At 44.3% G+C, this 22,360-nt stretch carries 19 protein-coding genes; 4 read left to right on the plus strand and 15 right to left on the minus strand.

Annotated elements, in window-relative coordinates; genetic code table 11:
* Positions 1-32: 32 nt before the first annotated feature.
* The 5 genes from B4K26_RS03405 to B4K26_RS03425 form a co-directional block, all read right to left on the minus strand.
* The gene (locus B4K26_RS03405) at positions 33-815 is read right to left on the minus strand and encodes an NTP transferase domain-containing protein (RefSeq protein WP_296243542.1); all 783 of its coding nucleotides are present in this window, start codon (positions 813-815) and stop codon (positions 33-35) included.
* Entirely contained in the window at positions 812-2,065 is a 1,254-nt protein-coding gene (locus B4K26_RS03410; RefSeq protein WP_296243543.1) for an XdhC family protein, read from the minus strand. The genes B4K26_RS03405 and B4K26_RS03410 overlap by 4 nt, the downstream gene beginning before the upstream one ends.
* A 129-nt stretch (positions 2,066-2,194) precedes the next feature.
* A complete protein-coding gene (locus B4K26_RS03415; protein WP_296243545.1) occupies positions 2,195-4,615 on the minus strand; it encodes a xanthine dehydrogenase family protein molybdopterin-binding subunit in 2,421 nt (806 codons plus the stop codon).
* Between the two features lie 2 nt (positions 4,616-4,617).
* Complete coding sequence (locus B4K26_RS03420) at positions 4,618-5,610, minus strand: FAD binding domain-containing protein (RefSeq protein ID WP_296243546.1); 993 nt, start codon at positions 5,608-5,610, stop codon at positions 4,618-4,620.
* Entirely contained in the window at positions 5,607-6,296 is a 690-nt protein-coding gene (locus tag B4K26_RS03425) for a 2Fe-2S iron-sulfur cluster-binding protein (protein WP_296243547.1), read from the minus strand. The genes B4K26_RS03420 and B4K26_RS03425 overlap by 4 nt, the downstream gene beginning before the upstream one ends.
* Positions 6,297-6,636: 340 nt before the next feature.
* On the opposite strand from B4K26_RS03425, the gene B4K26_RS03430 reads away from it, so the two are divergent.
* Positions 6,637-7,296, plus strand: a complete 660-nt coding sequence (locus B4K26_RS03430) for a DsbA family oxidoreductase (protein ID WP_296243548.1) — start codon at positions 6,637-6,639, stop codon at positions 7,294-7,296.
* A gap of 29 nt (positions 7,297-7,325) precedes the next feature.
* Positions 7,326-7,574, plus strand: coding sequence for a DUF2164 domain-containing protein (locus B4K26_RS03435; protein ID WP_296243549.1), 249 nt, complete (start codon positions 7,326-7,328; stop codon positions 7,572-7,574).
* 102 nt (positions 7,575-7,676) lie between these two features.
* Here B4K26_RS03435 and B4K26_RS03440 read toward each other — a convergent pair whose 3' ends face one another.
* Complete coding sequence (locus B4K26_RS03440) at positions 7,677-8,807, minus strand: S-(hydroxymethyl)glutathione dehydrogenase/class III alcohol dehydrogenase (protein WP_296243550.1); 1,131 nt, start codon at positions 8,805-8,807, stop codon at positions 7,677-7,679.
* Between the two features lie 209 nt (positions 8,808-9,016).
* On the opposite strand from B4K26_RS03440, the gene B4K26_RS03445 reads away from it, so the two are divergent.
* Entirely contained in the window at positions 9,017-9,895 is an 879-nt protein-coding gene (locus B4K26_RS03445) for a LysR family transcriptional regulator (protein ID WP_296243551.1), read from the plus strand.
* 62 nt (positions 9,896-9,957) lie between these two features.
* On the opposite strand, the gene B4K26_RS03450 is transcribed toward B4K26_RS03445, so the two are convergent.
* The 9 genes from B4K26_RS03450 to epmB all read right to left on the minus strand — a co-directional run bounded on the left by B4K26_RS03450 (position 9,958) and on the right by epmB (position 21,542).
* Positions 9,958-10,248, minus strand: a complete 291-nt coding sequence (locus B4K26_RS03450; RefSeq protein WP_296243553.1) for a DUF4031 domain-containing protein — start codon at positions 10,246-10,248, stop codon at positions 9,958-9,960.
* A gap of 170 nt (positions 10,249-10,418) precedes the next feature.
* Positions 10,419-10,838, minus strand: a complete 420-nt coding sequence (locus tag B4K26_RS03455) for a PACE efflux transporter (protein ID WP_296243554.1) — start codon at positions 10,836-10,838, stop codon at positions 10,419-10,421.
* Positions 10,839-10,983: 145 nt separating this feature from the next.
* Positions 10,984-13,161: a DUF3488 and transglutaminase-like domain-containing protein gene (locus tag B4K26_RS03460; protein ID WP_296243555.1), complete on the minus strand. Its 2,178-nt coding sequence runs from the start codon at positions 13,159-13,161 to the stop codon at positions 10,984-10,986.
* Positions 13,158-14,252: a hypothetical protein gene (locus tag B4K26_RS03465; RefSeq protein WP_296243556.1), complete on the minus strand. Its 1,095-nt coding sequence runs from the start codon at positions 14,250-14,252 to the stop codon at positions 13,158-13,160. Before B4K26_RS03465 ends, B4K26_RS03460 begins: the two co-directional genes overlap by 4 nt.
* 115 nt (positions 14,253-14,367) lie before the next feature.
* Complete coding sequence (locus B4K26_RS03470) at positions 14,368-15,327, minus strand: AAA family ATPase (RefSeq protein ID WP_296243557.1); 960 nt, start codon at positions 15,325-15,327, stop codon at positions 14,368-14,370.
* 50 nt (positions 15,328-15,377) lie between these two features.
* Positions 15,378-15,836, minus strand: a complete 459-nt coding sequence (locus B4K26_RS03475) for a c-type cytochrome (protein ID WP_296243559.1) — start codon at positions 15,834-15,836, stop codon at positions 15,378-15,380.
* Positions 15,837-16,099: 263 nt separating this feature from the next.
* Entirely contained in the window at positions 16,100-18,208 is a 2,109-nt protein-coding gene (locus B4K26_RS03480) for an EAL domain-containing protein (RefSeq protein ID WP_296243560.1), read from the minus strand.
* A gap of 172 nt (positions 18,209-18,380) precedes the next feature.
* Positions 18,381-20,267, minus strand: coding sequence for a hypothetical protein (locus tag B4K26_RS03485; protein WP_296243561.1), 1,887 nt, complete (start codon positions 20,265-20,267; stop codon positions 18,381-18,383).
* A 267-nt stretch (positions 20,268-20,534) separates the two neighbouring features.
* The gene (gene epmB / locus B4K26_RS03490) at positions 20,535-21,542 is read right to left on the minus strand and encodes an EF-P beta-lysylation protein EpmB (RefSeq protein ID WP_296243563.1); all 1,008 of its coding nucleotides are present in this window, start codon (positions 21,540-21,542) and stop codon (positions 20,535-20,537) included.
* 180 nt (positions 21,543-21,722) lie between these two features.
* On the opposite strand from epmB, the gene efp reads away from it, so the two are divergent.
* Positions 21,723-22,295 (plus strand): elongation factor P, encoded by a 573-nt coding sequence (gene efp, locus B4K26_RS03495; protein WP_296243564.1) that lies wholly within the window; start codon positions 21,723-21,725, stop codon positions 22,293-22,295.
* Positions 22,296-22,360 lie beyond the last annotated feature (65 nt).

Here is a 22,360-nt window from a genome sequence, read left to right on the forward strand (position 1 = left end):
AAAAACTTCTCGTGAAAATAAATATACTGCAACTATGTATTATCACCTAGCGCAGCGTCAACCCAGCCCTGTTGTCTGGCATAAGCAAGCTGCTCTGGGGTATCGATATCGTAGCTAAGATTAAGATTCATCACCGCTGTCAGCTGATGCGGCGGTAACGCTCTGATTAAATGACGTAGGCCTTTATCTCCACTTAAAGTAGGTTGCCACTGCTTGAGTAGTTGATAATCAATCACCAATGGCAAACCTATGATATTTTTTTTGGGCTGTTCAATCGTGTCCTTCTTATCTACACTCTGCCCGTGATTACCTTTTGCATAGCGGCTCGCCACCACGGCATGATTGTCTGCTAGTAGTGCTATTAAATGTTTTTTATCCAATAATACTTGATCAACGCCCATGATTAGCACTCGCTTAACCGCTTCACGATTGGAATCTTTATTATTATTAAAGTGAGCTAACGCTTCAATACCGATAGCAAGACTATATCCCATTCCGGTTTCGGGGGTTTGATTAATGATGGTTTTAACTGTTAGATGCTCGTAGCTCAGCGCCGCAACTTTACTGGCTATCGACGTACCTCCTTTAGGAATAACAATAATAATAATTTTCGGATTTGTGCTTGCCGCCAGTTTTATCATGTAGCCAATTAAAGGTTCACCATTTTTGCAAAGCAGCTGCTTAGCTTGACCTAGGCGGCGACTGAGCCCGCTGGCTAAAATAATGACGGCATGGTTGTTTTGCTGAACGTTTTGCTGGTTGGAGTTTTGGTTTGTAGTTTTTTTGCCATCTAACGTCACTGTATTTTCTTTCATACATAGCTCAGCATTGCTAGACTGCTGTCGTTATTTGCTAACAACTTAGCTGGCGGCGTTTGCTCATGCATGACAGCACTTATTTGTGCCATGATGCCAAGAGCTAAGGCTTCAGGGCCATCGCCGCCCAATTTATAACCAATTGGATAATGTAATTTTTTTACGCCGTCATTTAAGCATTCGGGATGGTCTTTGATAGCGCGAATCTCATTAACCAAACGCTCGGTTCGATAACGTGGCCCCAATTGCCCAAGATACTTATAATGAGACGGGTGTTCTAGCAATACCGAAAGTCGGGCGCGGTCTTGGGTTAAGCTGTGCGACATCAAAGCGACTGCCGCATTGTTACTTAATTTAAGCAGTTTTTCGGGATCGTCTAATGAGAGTGGTATCACGATATCCGCTTGAGGAAAACGCAGCCGCGTGGCATATTGGGCGCGGCTATCGATAACGGTGACATGCCAATCTTGCAATTTTGCCATGGTCACAAGCGGCTTCACATCATTGCCAGCGCCGCAAATAAGCAAACGGTGTTGCGGCTGCAAGCGCTGAATAAGCCACTCTGTCGTTATACCGCCGTTTTTTAACGTAACATATTCGGAATTTTTAACAGAAATCTGATAGGTTGATAACGCTGTAATTATTGCTCTAATCTCAGGAGTAAAAGCGCCCGAGTTATCAATGAAGGCTTGATTAGATAAGTTGTCGTCGCTGATAGAAGGGATGTTTTCGTTGACAGTATAATCTTCTAAATCTAGGCGCAGCCCAATTGGTAAATGGGCCTTATCAGCGTTTGAGCGAATCAACGTTGCTATCATCTTTGGCTGCTGGCTACGACGGACGTGGCGAATAACTTCCAAAAATGGCCTTGCGGTTGTCAAACGCTCAAATAATACATGAACTTTGCCATTACAGCCCAAACCAAAATTTAGCTCATTTTCTAAATCGCTGTTTTCAGTGCCGTTATTTTCAATATCATCATCTGCCTCGTCACCCTCATCATTACCGGTTTGATAAACCTGCACGTTTGCGCCATGACGCGTCAACCAAAAAGCACGTTTGATGATATGTGGCTCGAGGCAACCACCACTAATCATCCCAACCGAGCGCCCATCGGCGCAGATAAGCATCATTGCGCCCGCGTGGCGATAGGCTGAGCCTTCGGTACGAACCACCGTTGCCAACACGGCATCGATATTTTGTTGCTGCGTCTCACCTGCTAGCTTAAGAATATCGGTAACTTGATTCATAGTTCCTCTTATTTCTATTTATTCTTCTGTTAAAAACCACATTTATTATTAGTGTTTAAAAACCCGCTAGTGATAGCCGCTAGCGGGTTTCTTATATCGATTGTCTGTTACTCTGTTTTTAAAAGATAACTACTCTGGAAGCTCATAAAGCAGCTTATCAGGTGTGATTGGGAAATCATAAACGCGCACGCCAACTGCATTATAAATCGCATTGGCAATAGCCGCCGCCGCGCCCGAAATCGCAGTTTCGCCAATGCCTTTAATATGCATCGGGTTGGTATAAGGATCATCCTCTTCTACCAATATCACCTCCAATTGCGGCACATCGGCATTGACCGGCACATGATACTCAGCAAGGTCGTGATTACATATTCGACCATCGCGCTTATCGTGGATGACTTCCTCCATTAGCGCCGAGCCAATACCGAAGACCATTCCACCGTAACACTGCGAAGTGGCCGTTTTATGATTCAAAATACGACCAGCGGCAAAGGCGCCGGTCATACGCTTGAGACGAACCTCACCTGTGACTCTATGGACAGCAACTTCCGCGAAGTTTGCTCCAAAAGACGCTTGGCGGTGACTTTTAGCGTTTTTACCCGGTTTTATTTGACCTTTAGCGCTGATTTTTTGCTCATCGTACTGAGCGACAATATCCACCAAAGCATAAGACTGAAAATTGCTAAAATCGTACTTTTCTGTAGCAGACTCGGGTAATGCTAAGCCCGTTTTTTCAGAAACTTGGTTCTTTAAGTCGACCGCCTTATCTTTAACGTTTTCTACAGCCGCTTCTGTCACACTCGGATCATGCTCACCTGCTTGCTTGATTTGACCTTTATCAAATTGAATAGTATCAGGATACAGTCCAACCTTTTCTGCAATCATCTCACGCAATTTCTCACAGGCAAGATACACGCCGCTACCAGAGCTCGCCGCCCCTTTACTGCCTCCTGAACCTGAGGCAGGCGGAAAAGCACTATCACCTAACTTCATCTCGATGTGATCTATCGGTAAGCCAAGCAAATCAGCCGCCACTTGAGATAACACCGTATAAGAGCCAGTACCAATGTCCGTCATATCGGTTTCAATGACGGCTTTGACGCCAAGCGCTTTTGAATCATCGACTTGCAAGGTCGCGCGAGCTTCAGATTTTTCTAATTGGTTACCGCGAGCGGACGCTGCCATGCCGCATCCTATCCACCAATCGCCTTCCAATTGACTGGCAGGTTTGGGGTTTCGCTTATCCCAACCAAATTGCTGAGCGCCTTGTTCTAAGCAAGCAAGCAAGTGACGTGTTGAAAATGGAATGTCTTGACTGGGATCTTGTTCAGGCTCATTACGGCAGCGCAGTTCAAGTGGATCGATATCCAGCTGCGAAGCCAATTCATCCATCGCGCATTCGACGGCAATCATACCTACTCCTTCACCGGGCGCGCGCATAGAGCCTGACAGTACATAATTCATATCTACCATCTTATAGCTAACTCGGCGATTCTCACCGCGATACAGGTAGTGAGTAGACAGCGCCGTTGGTTCAAAAAAGCCTTCTCCCGGCAAGTTACTGCTCGTCGTATCATGAATAAAGGTATTGATAATACCGTCTTTATCACAGCCAATGGCGATACGTTGCCGCGTGTTTGAGCGCCTGACCGTCGCTTCCATCACTTGCGGGCGCGTCATATTGATGAGTACCGGACGATCAAGCTCTTTTGCCGCAATAGCCGCAGCAATGGATTCGGGCGCAATACCGAGCTTACTACCAAAACCGCCACCGACAAAATAGGAGATTAATTGCACCTGATCCTTATTTAGATCCAATGCATCCATGACTTGCTGCTTGCAAGACGCAACTTTTTGGTTGGAGGTGTATAGGATGAGCTTGTCATCTTCCCAGTATGCCAAAGTAGCATGCGGCTCCATGGGTGAATTGCTTTGGCTTGGCGTATGATAAAAGCGATCAAGGGTCACCGCTGAATTCGCTAGTCCTTGCTCAGGATCGCCATGAACGGCGTTTTTATCAGCGCCTTCTTTCTCATTAATCTCATGCGCGTTTGAAAGCTCTTGCGTAAAATTTAACGCCGCTTTTTCGGTTTCATCTTTATAAGTGACATTCAGCGCGTTTGCGCCCTCTGTGGCTGCTTCAAAGGTCTCAGCGACCACCACAGCGATCGGCTGACCATGATAAAAAATCTCGCTTACGCCTTGGGTTGGTGCCTCGGTCTCACCGCCTTGCTGAGAGTTTCTTAAAAAGTGCTTGGGGTCGGTCACCACTTTAATAATGCCAGGAATGTTATCTAAAGCACTGCTATCGATATTTTCGACTTGTCCTTTAGCAATCTTTGCGCCAACCAAAACGCCGTAGACTTGATTTTCTCGATAAATCTCTGCCGAATAAGGCGCCTGGCCGCTGACCTTTAACGAACCATCAACCCGATTGATGGGCTTACCGACCAGATTGCTTGTCGTTCTATCAAAGAGCGAATCGACAGGCTCATTCATGGTCATTTTTTTGGTAGGTTCTGATAGAATGACTGAGTCCAATAATGACATGATTATGCTCCCTCGCTCGCTAAGGCGCGCTGAATAACTTGTTTAAGTAGGCGACGCGTCAGTGGAATTTTAAAATCGTTTTGACCATTGCCTTTGGCCTCTTTTAATAATAAATCTGCGGCCTGATTGATTGTATCGTCATCGCCCACTGTCCCCGTTAGTAATGCTTCAACGTCCTCATTACGCCAAGGCTTAACCCCAATACCGCCAAATGCCAACCGTACGGTCGCTAAGTTACCCTCATCATCCACCTCTATGACAGACGCGCAGGATACTAGGGCAAATGCGTAAGAGGCTCGGTCACGGACTTTGTCATAGGTATGCATGCCTTTAATGGGTGCGGGTAAAACGACATGGGTGATAAGCTCGCCACTCTCTAAGACATTTTCGATATGCGGCGTGTCTTTTGGCAAACAATAAAAATCTTTGACAGGAATGGCGCGCGTTGAACCGTCCGCTTTAACGGTCTCAATAACGGCGTCAAGTAATCGCATCGCCACGGCCATGTCAGATGGATGCTGGGCAATACACGCATCACTTGTACCCAAAATAGCCAGCATGCGGTTTTCCCCATTAATCGCTGGACAGCCTGTTCCGGGCTCGCGTTTGTTACACGGACTGTCGGTTTGATAAAAATAATAACAACGCGTGCGCTGCAAAAAGTTGCCACCAGTGGTGGCTTTATTACGCAGCTGACCAGTCGCCCCTGCCAATATAGCGCGAGACAATACTGGATAATTGGCAATCACTTCTGGATGCGCGGCCAAATCACTATTGGTCACCAGCGTACCGATTCGTAATCCGCCCTCAGCCGTGGTTTCGACTTGTTCAAGCTTAAGACGGGTTACATCAACCAATTTGGCTGGGGTTTCAATCTCGAACTTCATTAAATCTAAGAGATTGGTGCCACCAGCGATAAAGAATGCCTGTTTTGGGCTAGCAGCCGTTGCGGCTTGCTCGGGCGCCTCAGCACGAATGTAGTCAAAGCGTTTCATGAGCGACCTCCTACTTGCGCGGAATGGTTTTTATTTTGCGACGGCTTGTTTTGGGAAGGCCTGTTTTTTGAAGGCTTGCTAAGCTGAGTTTCACTGGGCGGCGGTGACCAAATTCCTGAAACGCTTGCGACATCTGAACCTTTTGTGAGGGGATTCTTAGAAGCAGCTTTATCTTTTATCTCGTTTTCTAACACCTGCGAGATGGCATTGACGATATTTGGATAAGCAGAGCAGCGACAAATATTACCGCTCATGCGCTCAGCGATTTCTTGAACCAGCAAGCCATCAGGATTTTGTAAATCAGTGGTCACATAGCTTGGCCAGTTTTGCTTTATTTCTTCTATCAAAGCAGTCGCCGAACAAATTTGCCCCGGCGTACAGTAACCGCACTGAAACGCATCATGATCTTTAAAGGCTTGTTGTAAATCTGATAGCGACTCAGGCAAGCCAATGCCTTCAATTGTCGTAATCTCATCACCGTCATGCATGACAGCAAGGGTCAGACAAGAATTGACGCGTCTACCATTAATGAGCATGGTACAAGCGCCGCATTGACCGTGGTCGCAGCCTTTTTTGGGTCCTGTAATTTGTAAGTGTTGGCGGCAGACATCAAGCAATGTCGTGCGCGGATCCAGATTATCGAGCTGATAATCCTGCTGATTAATCTTTAACGTCAAGGTAGACATGCTGGCTTCTCGCTGGCAGTTGATCATAAAAGGATGTTTGTGAACGCTCTTGATCAGCGTCAATCGATTCATTATGGCTTATCAAAAACGCTGCTTTGTTTTCACTTTGTAGTCATTGCAGTGTAGTTTTTTAACCAAAATTAGGTCTTCCAAGCTGTATTTTGAATATTTCCGACAGTAATTTGAGATTCGTTTTTCGGACACGTTTTATTGTTAACTGAGCGCACGTTGTAATCGCTCTTTGTTTATCCTAGTATTGATAAAAAGGCATGTCTTTATTTGCCACATAAAATAACAGACAGCTCAGCCAAAATATAAATCATAACTTAGGTAAAAAATCATGAAAAATTCGAAAAAACCACTGCGTATAGACATTGTCTCCGATGTCGTTTGTCCTTGGTGTGTTGTCGGCTATAAACAGTTGGCACAAGCGCTTGAACAAACCGACACACCTCATGAGATTCATTGGCATCCGTTTGAGTTAAACCCAAACATGCCAAGTACTGGCCAAAACATGCGTGAACATATCACAGAAAAATATGGTTCAAGTAAAGAAGAGTCTGATTCGAGCCGCGCCAGAATCACGGAAGCAGGCGCAGAGGTTGGTTTTGAGTTTAACTTTAATGATGAACTTCGGATGCACAATACCTTTAATCTGCATCAGTTGTTGCATTGGGCAGATCAACAACAGCCAAGCGTTGCGCATGATTTAAAGCAAGCCTTATTTACCGCTCACTTTACTGATGGTCGCAATCTTTCTGACGATGCCGTTTTGGCTGATATTGCCGCCGAGGTTGGGTTAAATCGTAAGGAAGCGCTAGCAGTTTTAGAGGATCAACGTTTTGCTAAAGAAGTTCGCGCAGAGGAGCAACATTGGCAACAGCAAGGTATTCAAAGCGTGCCAGCCATTATTTTTAATGAGCGTCATTTGGTCAGCGGCGCACAAGGCGTCGACAACTACGTCAATATTTTAGAGCAATTGGCCAACATGCAAGAATGAATAGAACTTTGCTAATAGGATTATAATCAATGAGTAAAGATAAATTGCTGACGCTGTCAGATGAAGCAGAAACCTTGGTGTTGGATGAATTGCGGGATTATATGAATGATGAATTCGATGTCGATATTGGTAACTTGCCTGCAAAGTTTTTATTAGATTTTATCATCGAAACCATCGGACCGCATTTATACAATCAAATGATTGATGATAATGAGCCTTGGTTATACGATAGATTTACTGCTATCTTAGAAGATATGCACAGTTTTAAAAAAGACTAAAAGATAAGTCACAAAAAATGCCGCTCCCTTATAGTATCAGCTAAGAGCGGCATTTTTAGTTCAAAACTTGATATTTTATAGCGTTAATATTTTGCCTCAGTCTTACTCGGCAAAATGTACCACCGAGCGAATACTCTCGCCTTTATGCATCAAATCAAAGGCTTCATTGATGTCTCCTAATGGCATGGTGTGAGTAATAAAGTCTTGAAGTGGAATCTCACCAGCCAGATAGCGCTCGACGTAGCCTGGCAGCTCTGAGCGACCTTTAACACCGCCAAACGCTGATCCTTTCCAAACGCGACCAGTCACTAGCTGGAACGGACGAGTTGAGATTTCTTTGCCAGCGCCTGCCACACCAATGATGACCGACTCGCCCCAACCTTTATGGCAGCATTCAAGCGCTGAGCGCATGACATCGACGTTACCGATACATTCAAACGAATAATCAACACCACCATCGGTCAATTCAACGATGACGTCCTGAATCGGCTTGTCATAATTTTTTGGATTGATGCAGTCGGTTGCGCCAAGCTTTTTGGCCAGCTCAAACTTACTCTCATTGATATCAATAGCAATGATGCGACTGGCTTTAGCCATTTGGGCACCAATAATTGCTGACAGTCCAATGCCGCCGAGACCAAAGATAGCAACCGTTGCGCCCTCTTCGACTTTCGCCGTATTCATCACTGCGCCCATTCCCGTGGTCACGCCGCAACCAAGTAAGCAAACTTCTTCTAGTGGCGCTTCTTTATTCACCTTTGCTAAAGAAATCTCTGGTAACACCGTATATTCAGAAAAGGTTGAGCAGCCCATGTAATGATAAATTGGCTCACCGTCTTTGTAAAAACGCGTGGTTCCGTCTGGCATTAGTCCTTTACCTTGGGTCTCGCGAACTGCCGAGCAGAGGTTAGTCTTGCCAGAACGGCACATTTTACAGACGCCGCATTCTGCCGTGTATAACGGAATGACATGATCACCAACTTGAACGCTGGTGACGCCTTCACCGACTTGCTCAACGATACCGCCGCCCTCATGGCCTAAAATCGCTGGGAAGACGCCTTCTGGGTCTTCACCAGATAAAGTAAACGCATCGGTATGACAAACGCCGCTAGCGACGATTTTTACCAGCACTTCGCCTTTTTTTGGCAACATCACATCCACTTCTTCGATAGATAATGGCTGATTTGGCCCCCATGCGATGGCGGCTTTGGATTTGATAAATTTATCTGACATAGTATTTTCTCTTTTAATAAGTTGTATCTTCGATCAAGCTCAGACCAATTTAGCTTATAGCGCTTGTTTGATAGAGGCAAGCGCTAGTTTGAGCAGTCTATATTTGACCTGTCTGTAAAGCATTAATTTTATAATTACTATTATAGTTATTTCTGCTGTGATAACAATATGCTATATTTGCAAATATCTTTTTCACAGTGGTAATAATCATGCGCTGGGATGGTATTAGCGAATTCGTTTATGTGGCAGAATACGAAAGTTTTACGCGGGCGGCAAAGGAGCTGAGCATTTCTACCGCGCAGGTCAGTCGGCAGATAAGCGCTTTAGAGCAGCGGCTTAACATTAAACTGCTGTATCGTACGACGCGTAAGGTGTCGCTAACAGAAGAAGGCCGCGTATTTTATCAGCATTGCCGCGGCGTCCTCGATGGTTTGGACGCTGCTGAGCAAGCGGTGAGCAATTTACAATCAAAACCGCAAGGTAGGATTAAACTGACCGCGCCTGTGACCTATGGTGAGCAGCAATTATTGCCCCTTATTAATGATTTTATGGTGCAGTACCGCGATATCGAAGTGACGGCATTTTTGAGCAATCAAAAACTTGACTTGATAGAAGGTAGTTATGATTTGGCGATTCGGATTGGCAAGTTAAGCGACTCAACGATGATGGCAAAAAAGCTGAGCCGCCGTACCAATTTTGTCTGCGCCGCGCCCGCTTATCTCGAGAAATATGGCATACCATCTTCCCTAGCTGATTTGAAACAACATAACTGCTTACTTGGCACGCGTGATTACTGGCACTTTATAGAAGACAGCGGCAACGTTGATACAGAAAAAAATCTGCGTGTTTCTGGTAGCGTGCAATATAACAGTGGTCACAGCTTAGTCGATGCCGCGCTAAAAGGCTTGGGTATCGTGCAGCTGCCCGATTACTACGTACAAAAACATCTAGCGTCTGGTGCACTGGTGAGCGTATTGGACAATTATAGAGAGCCTGAGGAAGGTATTTGGGCGATTTATCCGCACAATCGTCATTTATCGCCAAAGATTAGATTGTTGGTGGATTACTTAGCAGAGCGCTTAGCTTAGTAGCGTTTTGGAGTGTTGATTTAGAATAACGGCCGCTCATGATTATACATTTAATAAAAATACTATTTCGAAGACTGAGACCTTGCTACTTGGTCATTTAACTCCGCCTTTAACTTTTTTGCGCATTCGATAATTTTCTTGCGATCGGCAGGGATGGCGCCGTACTCAAGCGCGGTTTCGCGCATTTGCACCGTGACATCATAATGCGGATAACTGGCATTTCGATGAAATAAACGCTTATCTACCTCAATCAGTGCGGCAAACTCATGCAGCTCTTGTAAAGAATCGGCGAGCATATGGCACCACTTATAGCCTTTAAATTCTATTTGCATAAAATCTACGTAAATTGCCATATTACTGCACTCCTTATATTTCTACCTTTTGCTTTGATATTTATCCGCTTTAGCACAATATTCTAAGTCTCTAACTGTAACGCATTTGCTGCGCGCCAATCCATTTAGCCTTAGTAAATGAAGCTTGCTAAGTTGGCAGCATCTATCAATGCTGTTTTAGGCATAAATGTCTAACTGCTTGTAGGAATAGGAAACACTTTGTCATAAATCCAATTATAAACAAAGGCATATACCAGATAAAAGGTCGCCATTGCGATATCCATTTTAAAGGCTTCCCAAAGGCTGATATCCAAATACCAAGCGATAGCAGGTAAAAACAGCAGAAGTAGTCCACCTTCAAACAGCACCGCATGAAGCACACGTATCGCTACGGTCTTTTGCACGGCGCCGCGCATCTTAAGCATCGCATGGTCAAACAACAGGTTATAAAAGTAGTTCCAAAATGTGGCGACGATAGAGCCAGCTAAAGCCATAACGCCCATGAGATGTAGCTCAAAACCAAAGACTAAGCTTGCTAGTGGGGCAAAGATAAGTAGACCTATAATCTCAAACCCTAAGGCGTGACGAATTCGGTCTTTTTTATTACGCATGAAACTTCCTAATTGGTTTATCTATCACTTTACTTTTTCTCTTCAACTGTTTTAATGCTTGAATCATCCACGTGCCGTTATTCTCTAGTTTTACTAGAGCATGTCCTCAATTCAATCAATAAATATCTAATCAGGCTAAAAGTAACTAAAGCAATTCGCGTGAATTTCTTTTGAGTTGTTTAAGCACTTTTTGGTAATCATTACTGCTCATTTCAAGGGTGCTCAAGCGCCCATAACGTAGCTGGCGGTAGTCTTGTTGAATTTGTATTATTTTTGTTTGAGCCTCTTTTGAGTCAAGAGCTTCTGTTAAACGCTCAAGCCACGCTAACTGCCCTTCACTCTCTGAACGCGCTAATGATTTATCACGTCTGCCAATATGTTTTGATAATTGTACAAGCGGTAAGTCTGCTGAATGCCAGCGCTTGCGGCGACGTCGCCAAATGATGAATACTAAAATCATCATGACCGTCACAGCACTAACTGCTAGCCACGTAATTTGCTGCAAAATGGAGCGGATATTAAACCACTTTAATAGCGAATCTGCTTGCTTGTCTTGATCATAACCGACGACATCTTTTTGCCAATAATAACTGGCTTGGTCTGACAGGCGGCGTAAGGTTTGAAGCATCTGATACTGCTGATAGCTGATTTGCGCGCCAGCGCCATCGCCAAACATCGTAGCTCCTCGTGATTGCGTCAACGCATCCATACCTTTCTCAACCCGCTCAGGCGCGACAAACGCCGTCGGATCGACACGAACCCAACCTTGACCCTCGAGCCAAACCTCTGTCCAAGCATGCGCATCCATCTGTCGCACTTCCCAGACATTGCCATTACGGCTCGGCTCGCCCCCTTGATAACCAGCTACCACTCGCGCAGGGATACCTGCCGCGCGAAGCATAAAGGTAAAGCTTGAAGAATAATGCTCACAAAACCCTGCTTTGGTCTCAAATAAAAACTCATCAATACGGTTATTATTTAGCCTCGGCGGTGAGAGTGTATAGCGAAATTCTGTTTGATTAATCCAGCGTTCAATCGCCTGCATATAGCGAACAGGATCAGATCCTGATTGGGCAAATAACTGCTTTGCCAGCGCTCGTGCTTGCGGATTGCCGCTACTTGGCAGCGCAAGGTTTGAACGCCGTGATTCTGCAGTAAGATTGATATCGATACGCATCGGTAAAAATTGCAAGACATCATAGCGCAGCTGCTGAGTAACGGGCTGGTCTTTTACTAAGGTAAAATTTGACGTAACCTTAATACCTTGCTGCTGGGCAAAAGGATAATCGAGTCCAAATAGCCAGTTTTGCTGCGTCGGTTCTAAGATAATTTGATAGCGATTTGGTGCAACTTTGCTCTCTTCAGGAACGGTTGCTAAGGCATTTGCTGCCCAAGTTGGCGTTGACAGGACAGGCTGCCATTGTTGCTGCTCAGAGCTCGGACGCCACGTAATACCATCGAAGTCACTAAACACCAATCCGCGCCAATATAACTGTTGCTGCGGTGGTCGATTGTTTTTAAATTCAACGCGAAAAGCCAATTCGGTCGATTGTCCTAAATTCGCAAAGTCGCCTGGCGACATGCTGTTGGAGACGCCCGTGGTTGCTTGCTGACCAGATAGCTGAACTGACCAAAGCGGCGGTAGACGCGGAAAGAATAAAAACAGTACAACTAATAATGGCAACGCGCCGATGCCGAGCACGCACAAAGTACGTAAACGACCATCACCGCGAGTATTGCCATCATCGTTGAGCGCAATAAATGCTAATAATACAATGCCCGCGCCAATGACTACTTCTAAGGTCGTGATAATGCCCTGATCCATCAAAAACAGCGCTGCAAGAACGAAGAGCGATAGGTTCAATACTACATAAGCGTCACGGCGCTTATATAGCTCCCACAGCTTACTAATCAGACAAAGCACCAAAAACGCCACGCCCATATCAAGACCAAAGGCGGCGTTATAGGTTAGCCAAAGACCTGCCAGGCCTAATAAGAAGCCAAGCATTTGCATGACTTGATAGACGCGTTTTAAATGCGCTATTTTTTTAAATCGAACCTTTATGCGTGGCAGTTGGGCCATAATACTGACAAGAGCAAAACCCATGAGCCACAATGGTAGACGCGCGGCATGAGGTAAAATAACGATAATTTGGGCAATTAATACCCAATAATACGCGGGCAATGCAAATAGCTTGGCATACCATTTATGATTGCTATCAATTCCATTAGGCGCATTGCTGTCTTGACCCAATGCCAACTGCTCAAAGTTTGCAGGGTTTATTTCCGTTTCATTTGACGAGTCATTTTTAAAGTTGGTCATGGCGCTTTTGCCAACCTGAGCAAGCACGCTTGCGCAAACATCTCGCCCTCACCCATCTCTTCAGTGGCATTTTGCTCATTCGGTAAACGCATATTAAATGGTACGCCTAATTGGCCCAGTGTTATGGCGCCATACGCCAATTGCGCCAACTTTTGCTCATGATGCGCCGCTGGCATATCGGCATAATCCAAGGTTTGCTCATGACCGACAGGATCGGCAAAGTGCTTGGTAAACATCCCCTGACCGCGCGCCACGTGGCCCCAAGAAACTCGCGCCAACGACTCGCCTTCGATATAATTATCAAGCCGCTCAAAGTCGTCTTGACCTTGTCGATACTGCCCGCCTGTTGGCAAATCCTCTTGACTGGCAATGGCATATTGCGTCTGCCAGTCGAACTCTTCAGGTTTTGGATAGACCCAAGCCGTTCGGGCAAAATAAACATAAGACCATGCGCGCATAATTCCCAATGGGTAGACAGTTTTTATGATTAATCGAGGTAATTCTAGCTGACCTCGGTGATTGGTCTGGATAGGAAGCTGGATAGTTTGTTCATTTTCTAAGCGCGTAACAAGTACAGAACCTTGACTCACAAAGCTTTGATTAGCGATTTCTTGATTATTAGCGTTCGATTTATACTCTTTATGATATTTTTTATTTGGCTTTTTATTTGGCTTTTTACTAGTCTGCTTTAAGCTTGATTGCTCAAAACCAAATAATAACTGCCGTCTTGGTTGGCGGCTGTCATTCTTTATTTGCAAAGTGACCCAAACTGGCGCGCCCGCCTCTGCCATGGTTACCTCTAAGAGTTGAATTTTCAGCCCTGAGATATGCGCAAAGGTCACATGAAAGCTGATAAGCCAAACGCTGACGAGATAAAAACAAAGTCCAAGCACCAAGTTATTGCCGTAGTTAATACCAGCGATAAAGGTGATGATTAATAACACGGCAAACAGCATGCCTTCGCGACTAAAGAAAATATAGACATTTCTTAAATTAAGAATGGCGCTGTCATTTTTGGGCGCTCGTGCGGCAAACCAACGGCTGATTACTGAGCTGGCTGGTACGGTTAAGGCTTTTGGCAAAAGGCTCATAACTATTCTATCCTTACCAGTAAATTAGCCACATAGATAATTAAATAGCAGTTTTGATATAAGCACGCTATGAAAAAACCAGCGGTTAAATGACAGACTTTTAAACAATGTGTCTTTAAACAACCACAGCCACTTCTGCCAAGATACGTTGCGCAATGGTTTTTGTGGCCTGTCCGCCCGTCACATGTGCTGGCATAAAACGCTGACCAAGCCGATGGTCGGTGACCGCGGCAAATACCGCTTGGATATCTTCAGGCGTTACTTCCATATGCCCCGATACATACGCATGCGCTTGTGCCGCGCGCTGTAGCGATAGCACGCCGCGCGGCGATAAGCCATGATACTCAAAGCTTGCGCGGGTCTTAGCGACCAGTCTTTGCAGGTAATCTAATACCACATCGGCGACGTACACTTGCTTAACGCCTTTTTGGGCTAATAAAACCGCTTCGGTATCAAGAACGGCGTCCAGACTTTTTAATAATTCACGGCGATCTTGACCCTTTAACAGCTCGCGCTCGGCGGCAGGTGATGGATAACCAAGCGACAAACATAATAAAAACCTGTCCAGCTGCGATTCAGGAAGCGGATAGACGCCAGCTTGTTGCAATGGGTTTTGGGTAGCTATGACAAAGAACGGTTGCGGCAAAGGATAAGTTTGCCCGTCTTGCGTGACTTGCCGTTCCTCCATCGCTTCTAATAACGCGCTTTGAGTTTTAGGGCTAGAGCGATTAATCTCATCAGCCAGCAATAACTGCGTAAAAATAGGACCGGGACGAAACTCAAATTGCTGCTGACTTTGATCAAAGATACTCATGCCCAAAATATCTGCCGGTAGCATGTCATTGGTAAATTGAACGCGACTAAAGCTCAAACCGAGTAATTGCGCCAAGCCTTGCGCCAACGTCGTTTTTCCCATTCCGGGCAAATCTTGCAACAATAAATGCCCACCTGCCAAAATACCGCTAAGCGCCAGTTTAACTACTTGCGGCTTGTCTAATACAATTTGATTTAATTGCGTCATCAATTGAGCAATTTTTTGCTGATTATGGTGATAATCGGTAGTGGTTTGGTTCATTATTAATTCTTGGCTCGCTTTTTATAACAGTAGTCTTTTTAAAGTCAGCATTACTTTGCTTTATCATCAACGGCGGGAACTGGCGCACGAAGCGTTGACAAATAAGCAATCACATCAGCGCGCTCTTTGGCGTCCGGCATTGGGTCTGAGAGCATTTTTGAATCAGGCATGGCTTTTTCAGCATCGGCAATATAAGGATCCAGCGTTTCAGCATCCCAAACCCAACCCGATGTCGCAAGACCTTCGCTATAATTATAATCTTCTAGTTCGGCTGCTGGTGCGCCATAAATGTTCATCAGCTGTGGCCCTTTTTTATTGAGTCCAGGATTCAGCTGATGGCACTGACTACAAGCGTCTTTATAGATAAGCGCGCCATTATCGGCATCGCCCTTAGTATAAAGCGGTAGCGTGACAGGATCTCGATAATCAGGAGGTGTTTTCTCACAAGCGGTGAGCAATAAGATGGCAGCAAATATAGCGCCTAAGGGATATTTTTTGACAATGGACATGATGGGATAATCTTTAATTGAGGAGCATTCGCTATGTATGCGTCTACCTCAACCATAATGCAAGGTAAAAATGATAAGCATACATAGCGCTGCGTAGAAAATATAGTAGTAACTGCTTAGGTTGATAATGAATAAAGAAAGTTATTGCTCGTTGAGCAAAAATAAAAATTGCTTAGTCGTACTTAAAGTCTAAGCTCCTAGTAGTTTCATTTAACTATGAGGTTTGGCTTAGCTTTGGGTTAACTATAGACATAAACGCTAGCTTAAGTCTCGCTTGATACTTTTATGGTGTTACTAGGCGCTTCTAAGTAATAGCCTTGCAGGTAGCGCGCACCCACGCTCCAAGCAACCGACATAGTCGCAGCCTCTTCAATAAAGGGCATTAAGACATCAACATTAAGTTCACTAGTACGCGCGATGAGCGATTTAACGGTTTCTAAGTTCTCAGGAGTATCAATCCTGTCTACATAACTGCGGGCTAAGCGTACCATATCAGGCTGCACAAAATTGGCAAGCTCAACCGATTTAGCTGATGAGCCAAAGTTATTGATTCCCAGTTGACAGTTGACTTGGTTAAGGGCGGCAAATTGAGATTTCGCGACGGTTAAATGGTCAGCGATGTCTTTTTCATTAAACTGCAAGGTTAACACACCCGCTTGACCGCCAACAGCATTGATTAATTGACTGGCAACACTCGGCAGTTTCTTATCTACCAAAGAGGCATTGGTCAATTGTACCAATAATCGCGCATCTGGATGGGATTTACGCACATCATTGATTTTCTTACAGGCGTTAATAAGTATCCAGCGGTCTATCTTTTCAAGCAGTTTGTGAGCTTTGGCCACGGCCATAAACTGATCAGGGGTCAATATAGTATTGTTCGCATCTGCCAATGGTAGGCGCAGGTATACTTCAAAAAAATCACTGCGATCATGATTAATGTCATATATCGGTTGGAAAGTCAGCTCAAAGCGATTATTAGCGATGGCATCGACTAAAGATTCAGCAAGGGCATGATCATCACTATTGGCATGTTCGCTGGCGTCATACAAATGATACTTATCACCATGATTAGAAGTCTCAATCATAACTTGATTAATGGCATCCAGCGCTCGCTCAAGCAGTACTTTTGGCTCAGGGGTGTTTTTTTCTATCTTCACGATAGCAATACTTGCCGTCGTATGAGTCGTACGCTTATCGACTTCGATAAGCATCTCATTGATGGTCGAACCGATTTTCTCAGCCAATTTTTTAAGCGCGGCAGTATTTTGATTTTCTACTAAGATGGTAAAGGCCGTATCACTAAAACGGCTTACCTGACTTTCTGACCCTAATTCAGCTGTCATTAGCTCATCTAAGGCATAAGCGACTTGCTGAATTGTGGCATCAATGCCTTGCAGACCCAAACTACTTCTAATTTTACCCACATTATCAAGTTGAATATAGAATAGCCCTGCCGTCAAGACGCCTTGTTTTGCTTGTTCATATATTTTAGTTAACTGCAATTCAAAACCGAGGCGATTGTCAATTCCAGTTAAGCTGTCTTTGCGCTCAGCTGCTGCTAAGCGCTTGGCAACTTCAGCGCTATTATTGTTATTTTGCTGAATGATGATTTGGGTAACTGGGTCACCATCAAGTGTCGCTACTGCCAATTGTAATTTTGCTTCAAACGTACTGCCATCAGTACGTTTACTTTTAAAATTAAACTCAACGTCTTTACGGTTACCTTTATCAAATTGACGTAGAAACTGCTTAAAGGCTTTTATATTTTCGCCACCATCAATCAAATCAATCACAGGTATGCCGATGATATCATTCATTGACTCAAAACCAAACAACTGTAGGTATGGGTCATTGGCAAAGATATGAATGCCCTGGTCAATATAAGCAACGGCACTTTTCGAGTTTTTAATCAAAACGTTGGCCCGTTGCTCTGCTTCAGATACAACATGGCGCAAAGTGGAAAGCTGTTGACGACTGCGTAAGTTATCATGCAGCAAGCAAATTGCCATGACGACTGCCATTTCTTGATCTGCGCTAAGCGCTTTAACCATCGTACCATTTACAATAGAGGGTAATCCCGCTTCATTATGAGCGTTGGCTTCCGTCTCTTTATTTATCAAACAAACTGATGGCAAATCAATACCTTGCTCTTGAACGATGCCCACCACATCAGTAAAGTTCATGTCATAAGCTCGTCCAAACACCAATGTATCCCACGGTTGACGTAGCGTCTTTAATAACTCTTCTTTATCATCTAAAAAACCTAAGTTCACACTATCATAGTACGAACTAAGCAAATGTACGAGTCGCTCAGCGTAAAGCTGGTCGTCATCGATGACTAATAGGTTTAAGATGGTCTGAGTACGCATAGGAAGCCTTTTAAATCATAGTAACGGTTTTGGTATTATAAACAATAATTTAATCGACTGCTGCTTAACTTACAAGCTCAATGTGCGCGTTAAGGCTAACTAAATAAAATCAGTGAAACATAATATCGATGTACGGCGTACTGCTGGTATAGGAGTTTTAAGACACAAGCGTTTAGCGCTGTACCACTTCATATTGGCTAAACTCATCGGTCATCATTAATCGCCGTACCAAACACAATGTTTTTTGCTTGGTATTGATGCGCATCATCACTTTATCACCTACTTGAAAATGAGAGGTCGGCACAATCAAACTACAGGTAGTCTGTAGCTGTTCATCACGACCGACGACGAACGCAGGTAAGAAATGTCGACTGCGATTGTCTCTGTTGTGCAGACGAACGCCGCACGCGATAAGTTGATGACCGAGTACCTGCCAATCAAGTTCAGGCTTTTCGCTGTCCATTTCGCGCCAGCGCACCACCCCTATTGACCAATCAGGTGAATCCGAGTTATGAGTGCGACATAATAAGAAAAGACTCATGATGCGCAATGACGGCGGTGCAACAGAAGTAAGCACATCGTTTTCAGCGATCCTTACTATATTTTTTGTCTCTTTGTCTTTTACCTCTCTGTCTTCTATCTCTTTAGCACCATATTTATCTTCAGGGAACGTCTCTATTCCAATACTGTCTATTGGCATCGTCGCGCAATTGCTCACTATTCGCTCAGATGATGCCACTAGCTCCTTTGGTTCGGCTAGTAGCCGCAAGGTACGAAAGTGGGACAAATCGTTGGTATTATTGATAAGACCATTATTAAATCTGCCATCAAACGTCTCTACTGCTAATCCTTTATTGGCAGAGTGATTTTTTTGCAAAGTGTCATAGCGAGGTTGCTGATAATCTGGCAGCTCTTTAGCAACAATCAAGCTCGATAAGCTTTGCTCATTACTCACGCGGTAATGAATGTCATTAAACCCAGTAATAACGTTCGCATCACATTTGGCGCTTTGTCTGATTGGTAGCGTCAACGGAGGCTGAATATAACGATAGCTTAATGTCATGGCAACCGTATTAATCAAACAATACTCAGCTCCTTCTCGACCTTCCCTGATAAGTTTGTCTCTCCGTGATTTTAAATAAGCGATCAGGGGCGCTAGCTCTATAAATACACAATCATGATGCGCATCATAGGGATTAATCGCCGAATAGGCGGTCAAATACGTCGGTACACTGTCACTATTTAAATTGACGAACACTCTTGTTTCTGTCTGCGGCTCTAAGGTTGCAACGAGATATTCGCTCCACTCTAGTAGCAAACGCTGTGTCATTAAAATATTGGCTCGGCGCATGGCCCGAACGTTTAACAAACTATGCAGGCATATCTGAGCATATAATTGATGAATATTATCCGCACAGTGGGTGGTGGTGATATAAGCACTTACGTCAATATCAACTGTCCGCTGCTGACAGGCCATATAATAAAGCTGATTAATATTAGACCATAAATATGGAACGGACTTTTGATAACAAAGCGCATCTTCGAATAACAGTCTTTGATACATCAGTAGTGTTTGGTAAGACGCAATCGCTAGAGTGATTGGTGAGCATCTATCATTGGTAAAATAGCGCTGCCAAAAGCCATTTGATGGTTGCGGCTCTTTATCTGTTAAAAAGGCAATTTCTCGGCGTATAACATCGTCATAACCCATAATCATTAAATAGTACAGTGACTTCACCTGCGCCGCATAGCCCAACTGATAGTCGTTAAAAGCGTCCGTTTCATATATATAATGCTGGCGCAGCATCGCAATCAGCTGATTGGCCGCATCCATCACAATATTGAATAACGTCAGGCGTTGTCGATCCTCTATATTCGCCATGCGCAATTCTGTGAGTACTTTTTCTAGTTGCTCTGTTTGCTGCGCCTCTGTTTGCATAGGCAACAGTGCCGCCCATTTACGCAAACGTTGCTCATCGCTACTCAAGACCTTAGGTAAAGTCTGCGATAAGGGAGCTTCAGCTTTTAAATACTGTTGCAACGTCGATAAATTTACCATTACTATCCTTAGTAATTGCGCATGATATTAATAGAGATCTACAGCTATTCTCAAATTTTACGATTATAAGTAATGATGCTTAGACTCCACATTTAAATACGTCAACTAACTGACCTATTGGTGATTTTTTACGGATGATTTTTATTCATACTTCTTTACTTATATTTATTAAGTTGTTTTAACAACTCCTCATTAATAGCATCTGATTAACAACTACGTTAACCGTTATTTGTTTACTAAAACTATGATGTCATTATACTGCCTATTTTAGGCATCATTGTAAATATTAATCGGAACTTTAAAGGATTTATTTGGCAATTCTCGCACCAATTTTGGCACTAAGTAACCAGGCAACGCCGCAAGTAACGACCAATACAGTGTAACAGCAGCGCTCTCGTCCCTATCAAAGTGAGCAGCGCCTGCTACTTTATCTAGTACATGCAAATAATAAGGCAATACGCCAGCTGTAAATAAACGCTGACTTAATGCCGTTTGCACCGCCACGCTATCATTGATATCCTTTAATAATACTGCTTGATTTAATAGAGTAATGCCAGCGGCGCGAGCACGCTGTAAATACTCGGCGGTCAGCGCGTCAATCTCATTGGCATGGTTACAATGGATCACCATTACAATTTGGCAGCGGCTTTTAGACAGTCTTTCTAATAATGTATCATCTAGGCGCGCTGGAATCACCACGGGTAGCCGGGTATGCAGCCTGATGGTGGTTAATTGCGGAATGGCCTCCAAGATATCAAGCCAAGCAAATAGACGTCTGTTAGTGACATTTAATGGGTCGCCACCGCTTAAAATCACCTCGTTAATTTCAGGATTGGCGCTGATATAATGGATAATATGTTCTTTGGCATCGGCGGTTGGCATATTGGCGCTGTAGTCAAAATGCTGGCGAAAGCAGTAACGACAATGGATAGCGCAAGCTCCAGTAATCGTTAACAGCACTCTTGATTGGTATTTATGCAGCAAACCTTTAACCGGATTGTGCGTACTCTCACTTAAGGGGTCTGCTACGTAACCGGTCACAGCAATTTCCTCTTTTTGATTAGGCAATACTTGTCTGAGCAATGGATCCTGACTGTCACCGACTGTCATTTTTGCCACAAAACCTCGCGGCACTCGCATCGTAAAGTGCTCAGGCACATAGACCTCTGAGCGCAATGATTCAAGCCTTAACAGCTCAAGCAACTCATCAATAGAAGTTATCGCTTCGGATAATTGCGTTTGCCAGTTTTTTTGTGTGATTAAATGGTTTATCATGACAACCTTATTCCTGTCCCCAAAAGCCGCTATTATACGCGCTTAGTGCGTCCGCTATCAAAGCGTCTGAGCTATTCATTCACTACTGAGCATTATAAGCGGTTTTAGCGCGGTAAGAGCAAGGCTCACACCCCGCATCCAATTATTGATGACAATACTTACAACCCTTAGGAGTTTTCCGTGGCAAGTTTTTCTACTAATGAATTTAAAGCTGGTCTCAAAGTCATGCTCGATGGCAACCCTTATGCCATTCTTGAAAATGAGTTTGTCAAACCTGGTAAGGGGCAAGCCTTTAACCGTGTCAAAATGCGTAATTTACGCAGTGGTCGTGTGCTCGAGCAGACGTTTAAGTCAGGCGATAGCTTGGAGGCTGCGGATGTCATCGATACTGAAATGAACTATCTTTATAACGATGGTGAATTTTGGCACTTTATGCACCCTGAAAGTTTTGAGCAGTTACAAGCCGACAAAACAGCGGTTGGTGATGCGCTGAAATGGTTAAAAGAAAACAGCAACGCTCTTTGCACCATCACCCTGTTTAATGGTGTGCCGTTATCGGTGACCCCACCTAACTTTGTTGAATTACAAATCACGGAAACTGATCCAGGTGTCCGCGGTGATACTTCAGGCGGCGGCGGCAAACCTGCTACGCTAGAGACGGGCGCTGTGGTACGGGTGCCATTATTTGTGCAGCAAGGTGAAGTCGTCCGTGTTGACACGCGTACCGGTGATTACCAAACGCGCGTTAACTAAGCATTTTTATCCCGTTTAAAACAAAAAAAGCTTAACCGCTAATATGAACTGACCCCCATAAGTTG

The sequence above is a fragment of the Psychrobacter sp. UBA6766 genome, assembly GCF_002453355.1.
Lineage (GTDB): Bacteria > Pseudomonadota > Gammaproteobacteria > Pseudomonadales > Moraxellaceae > Psychrobacter.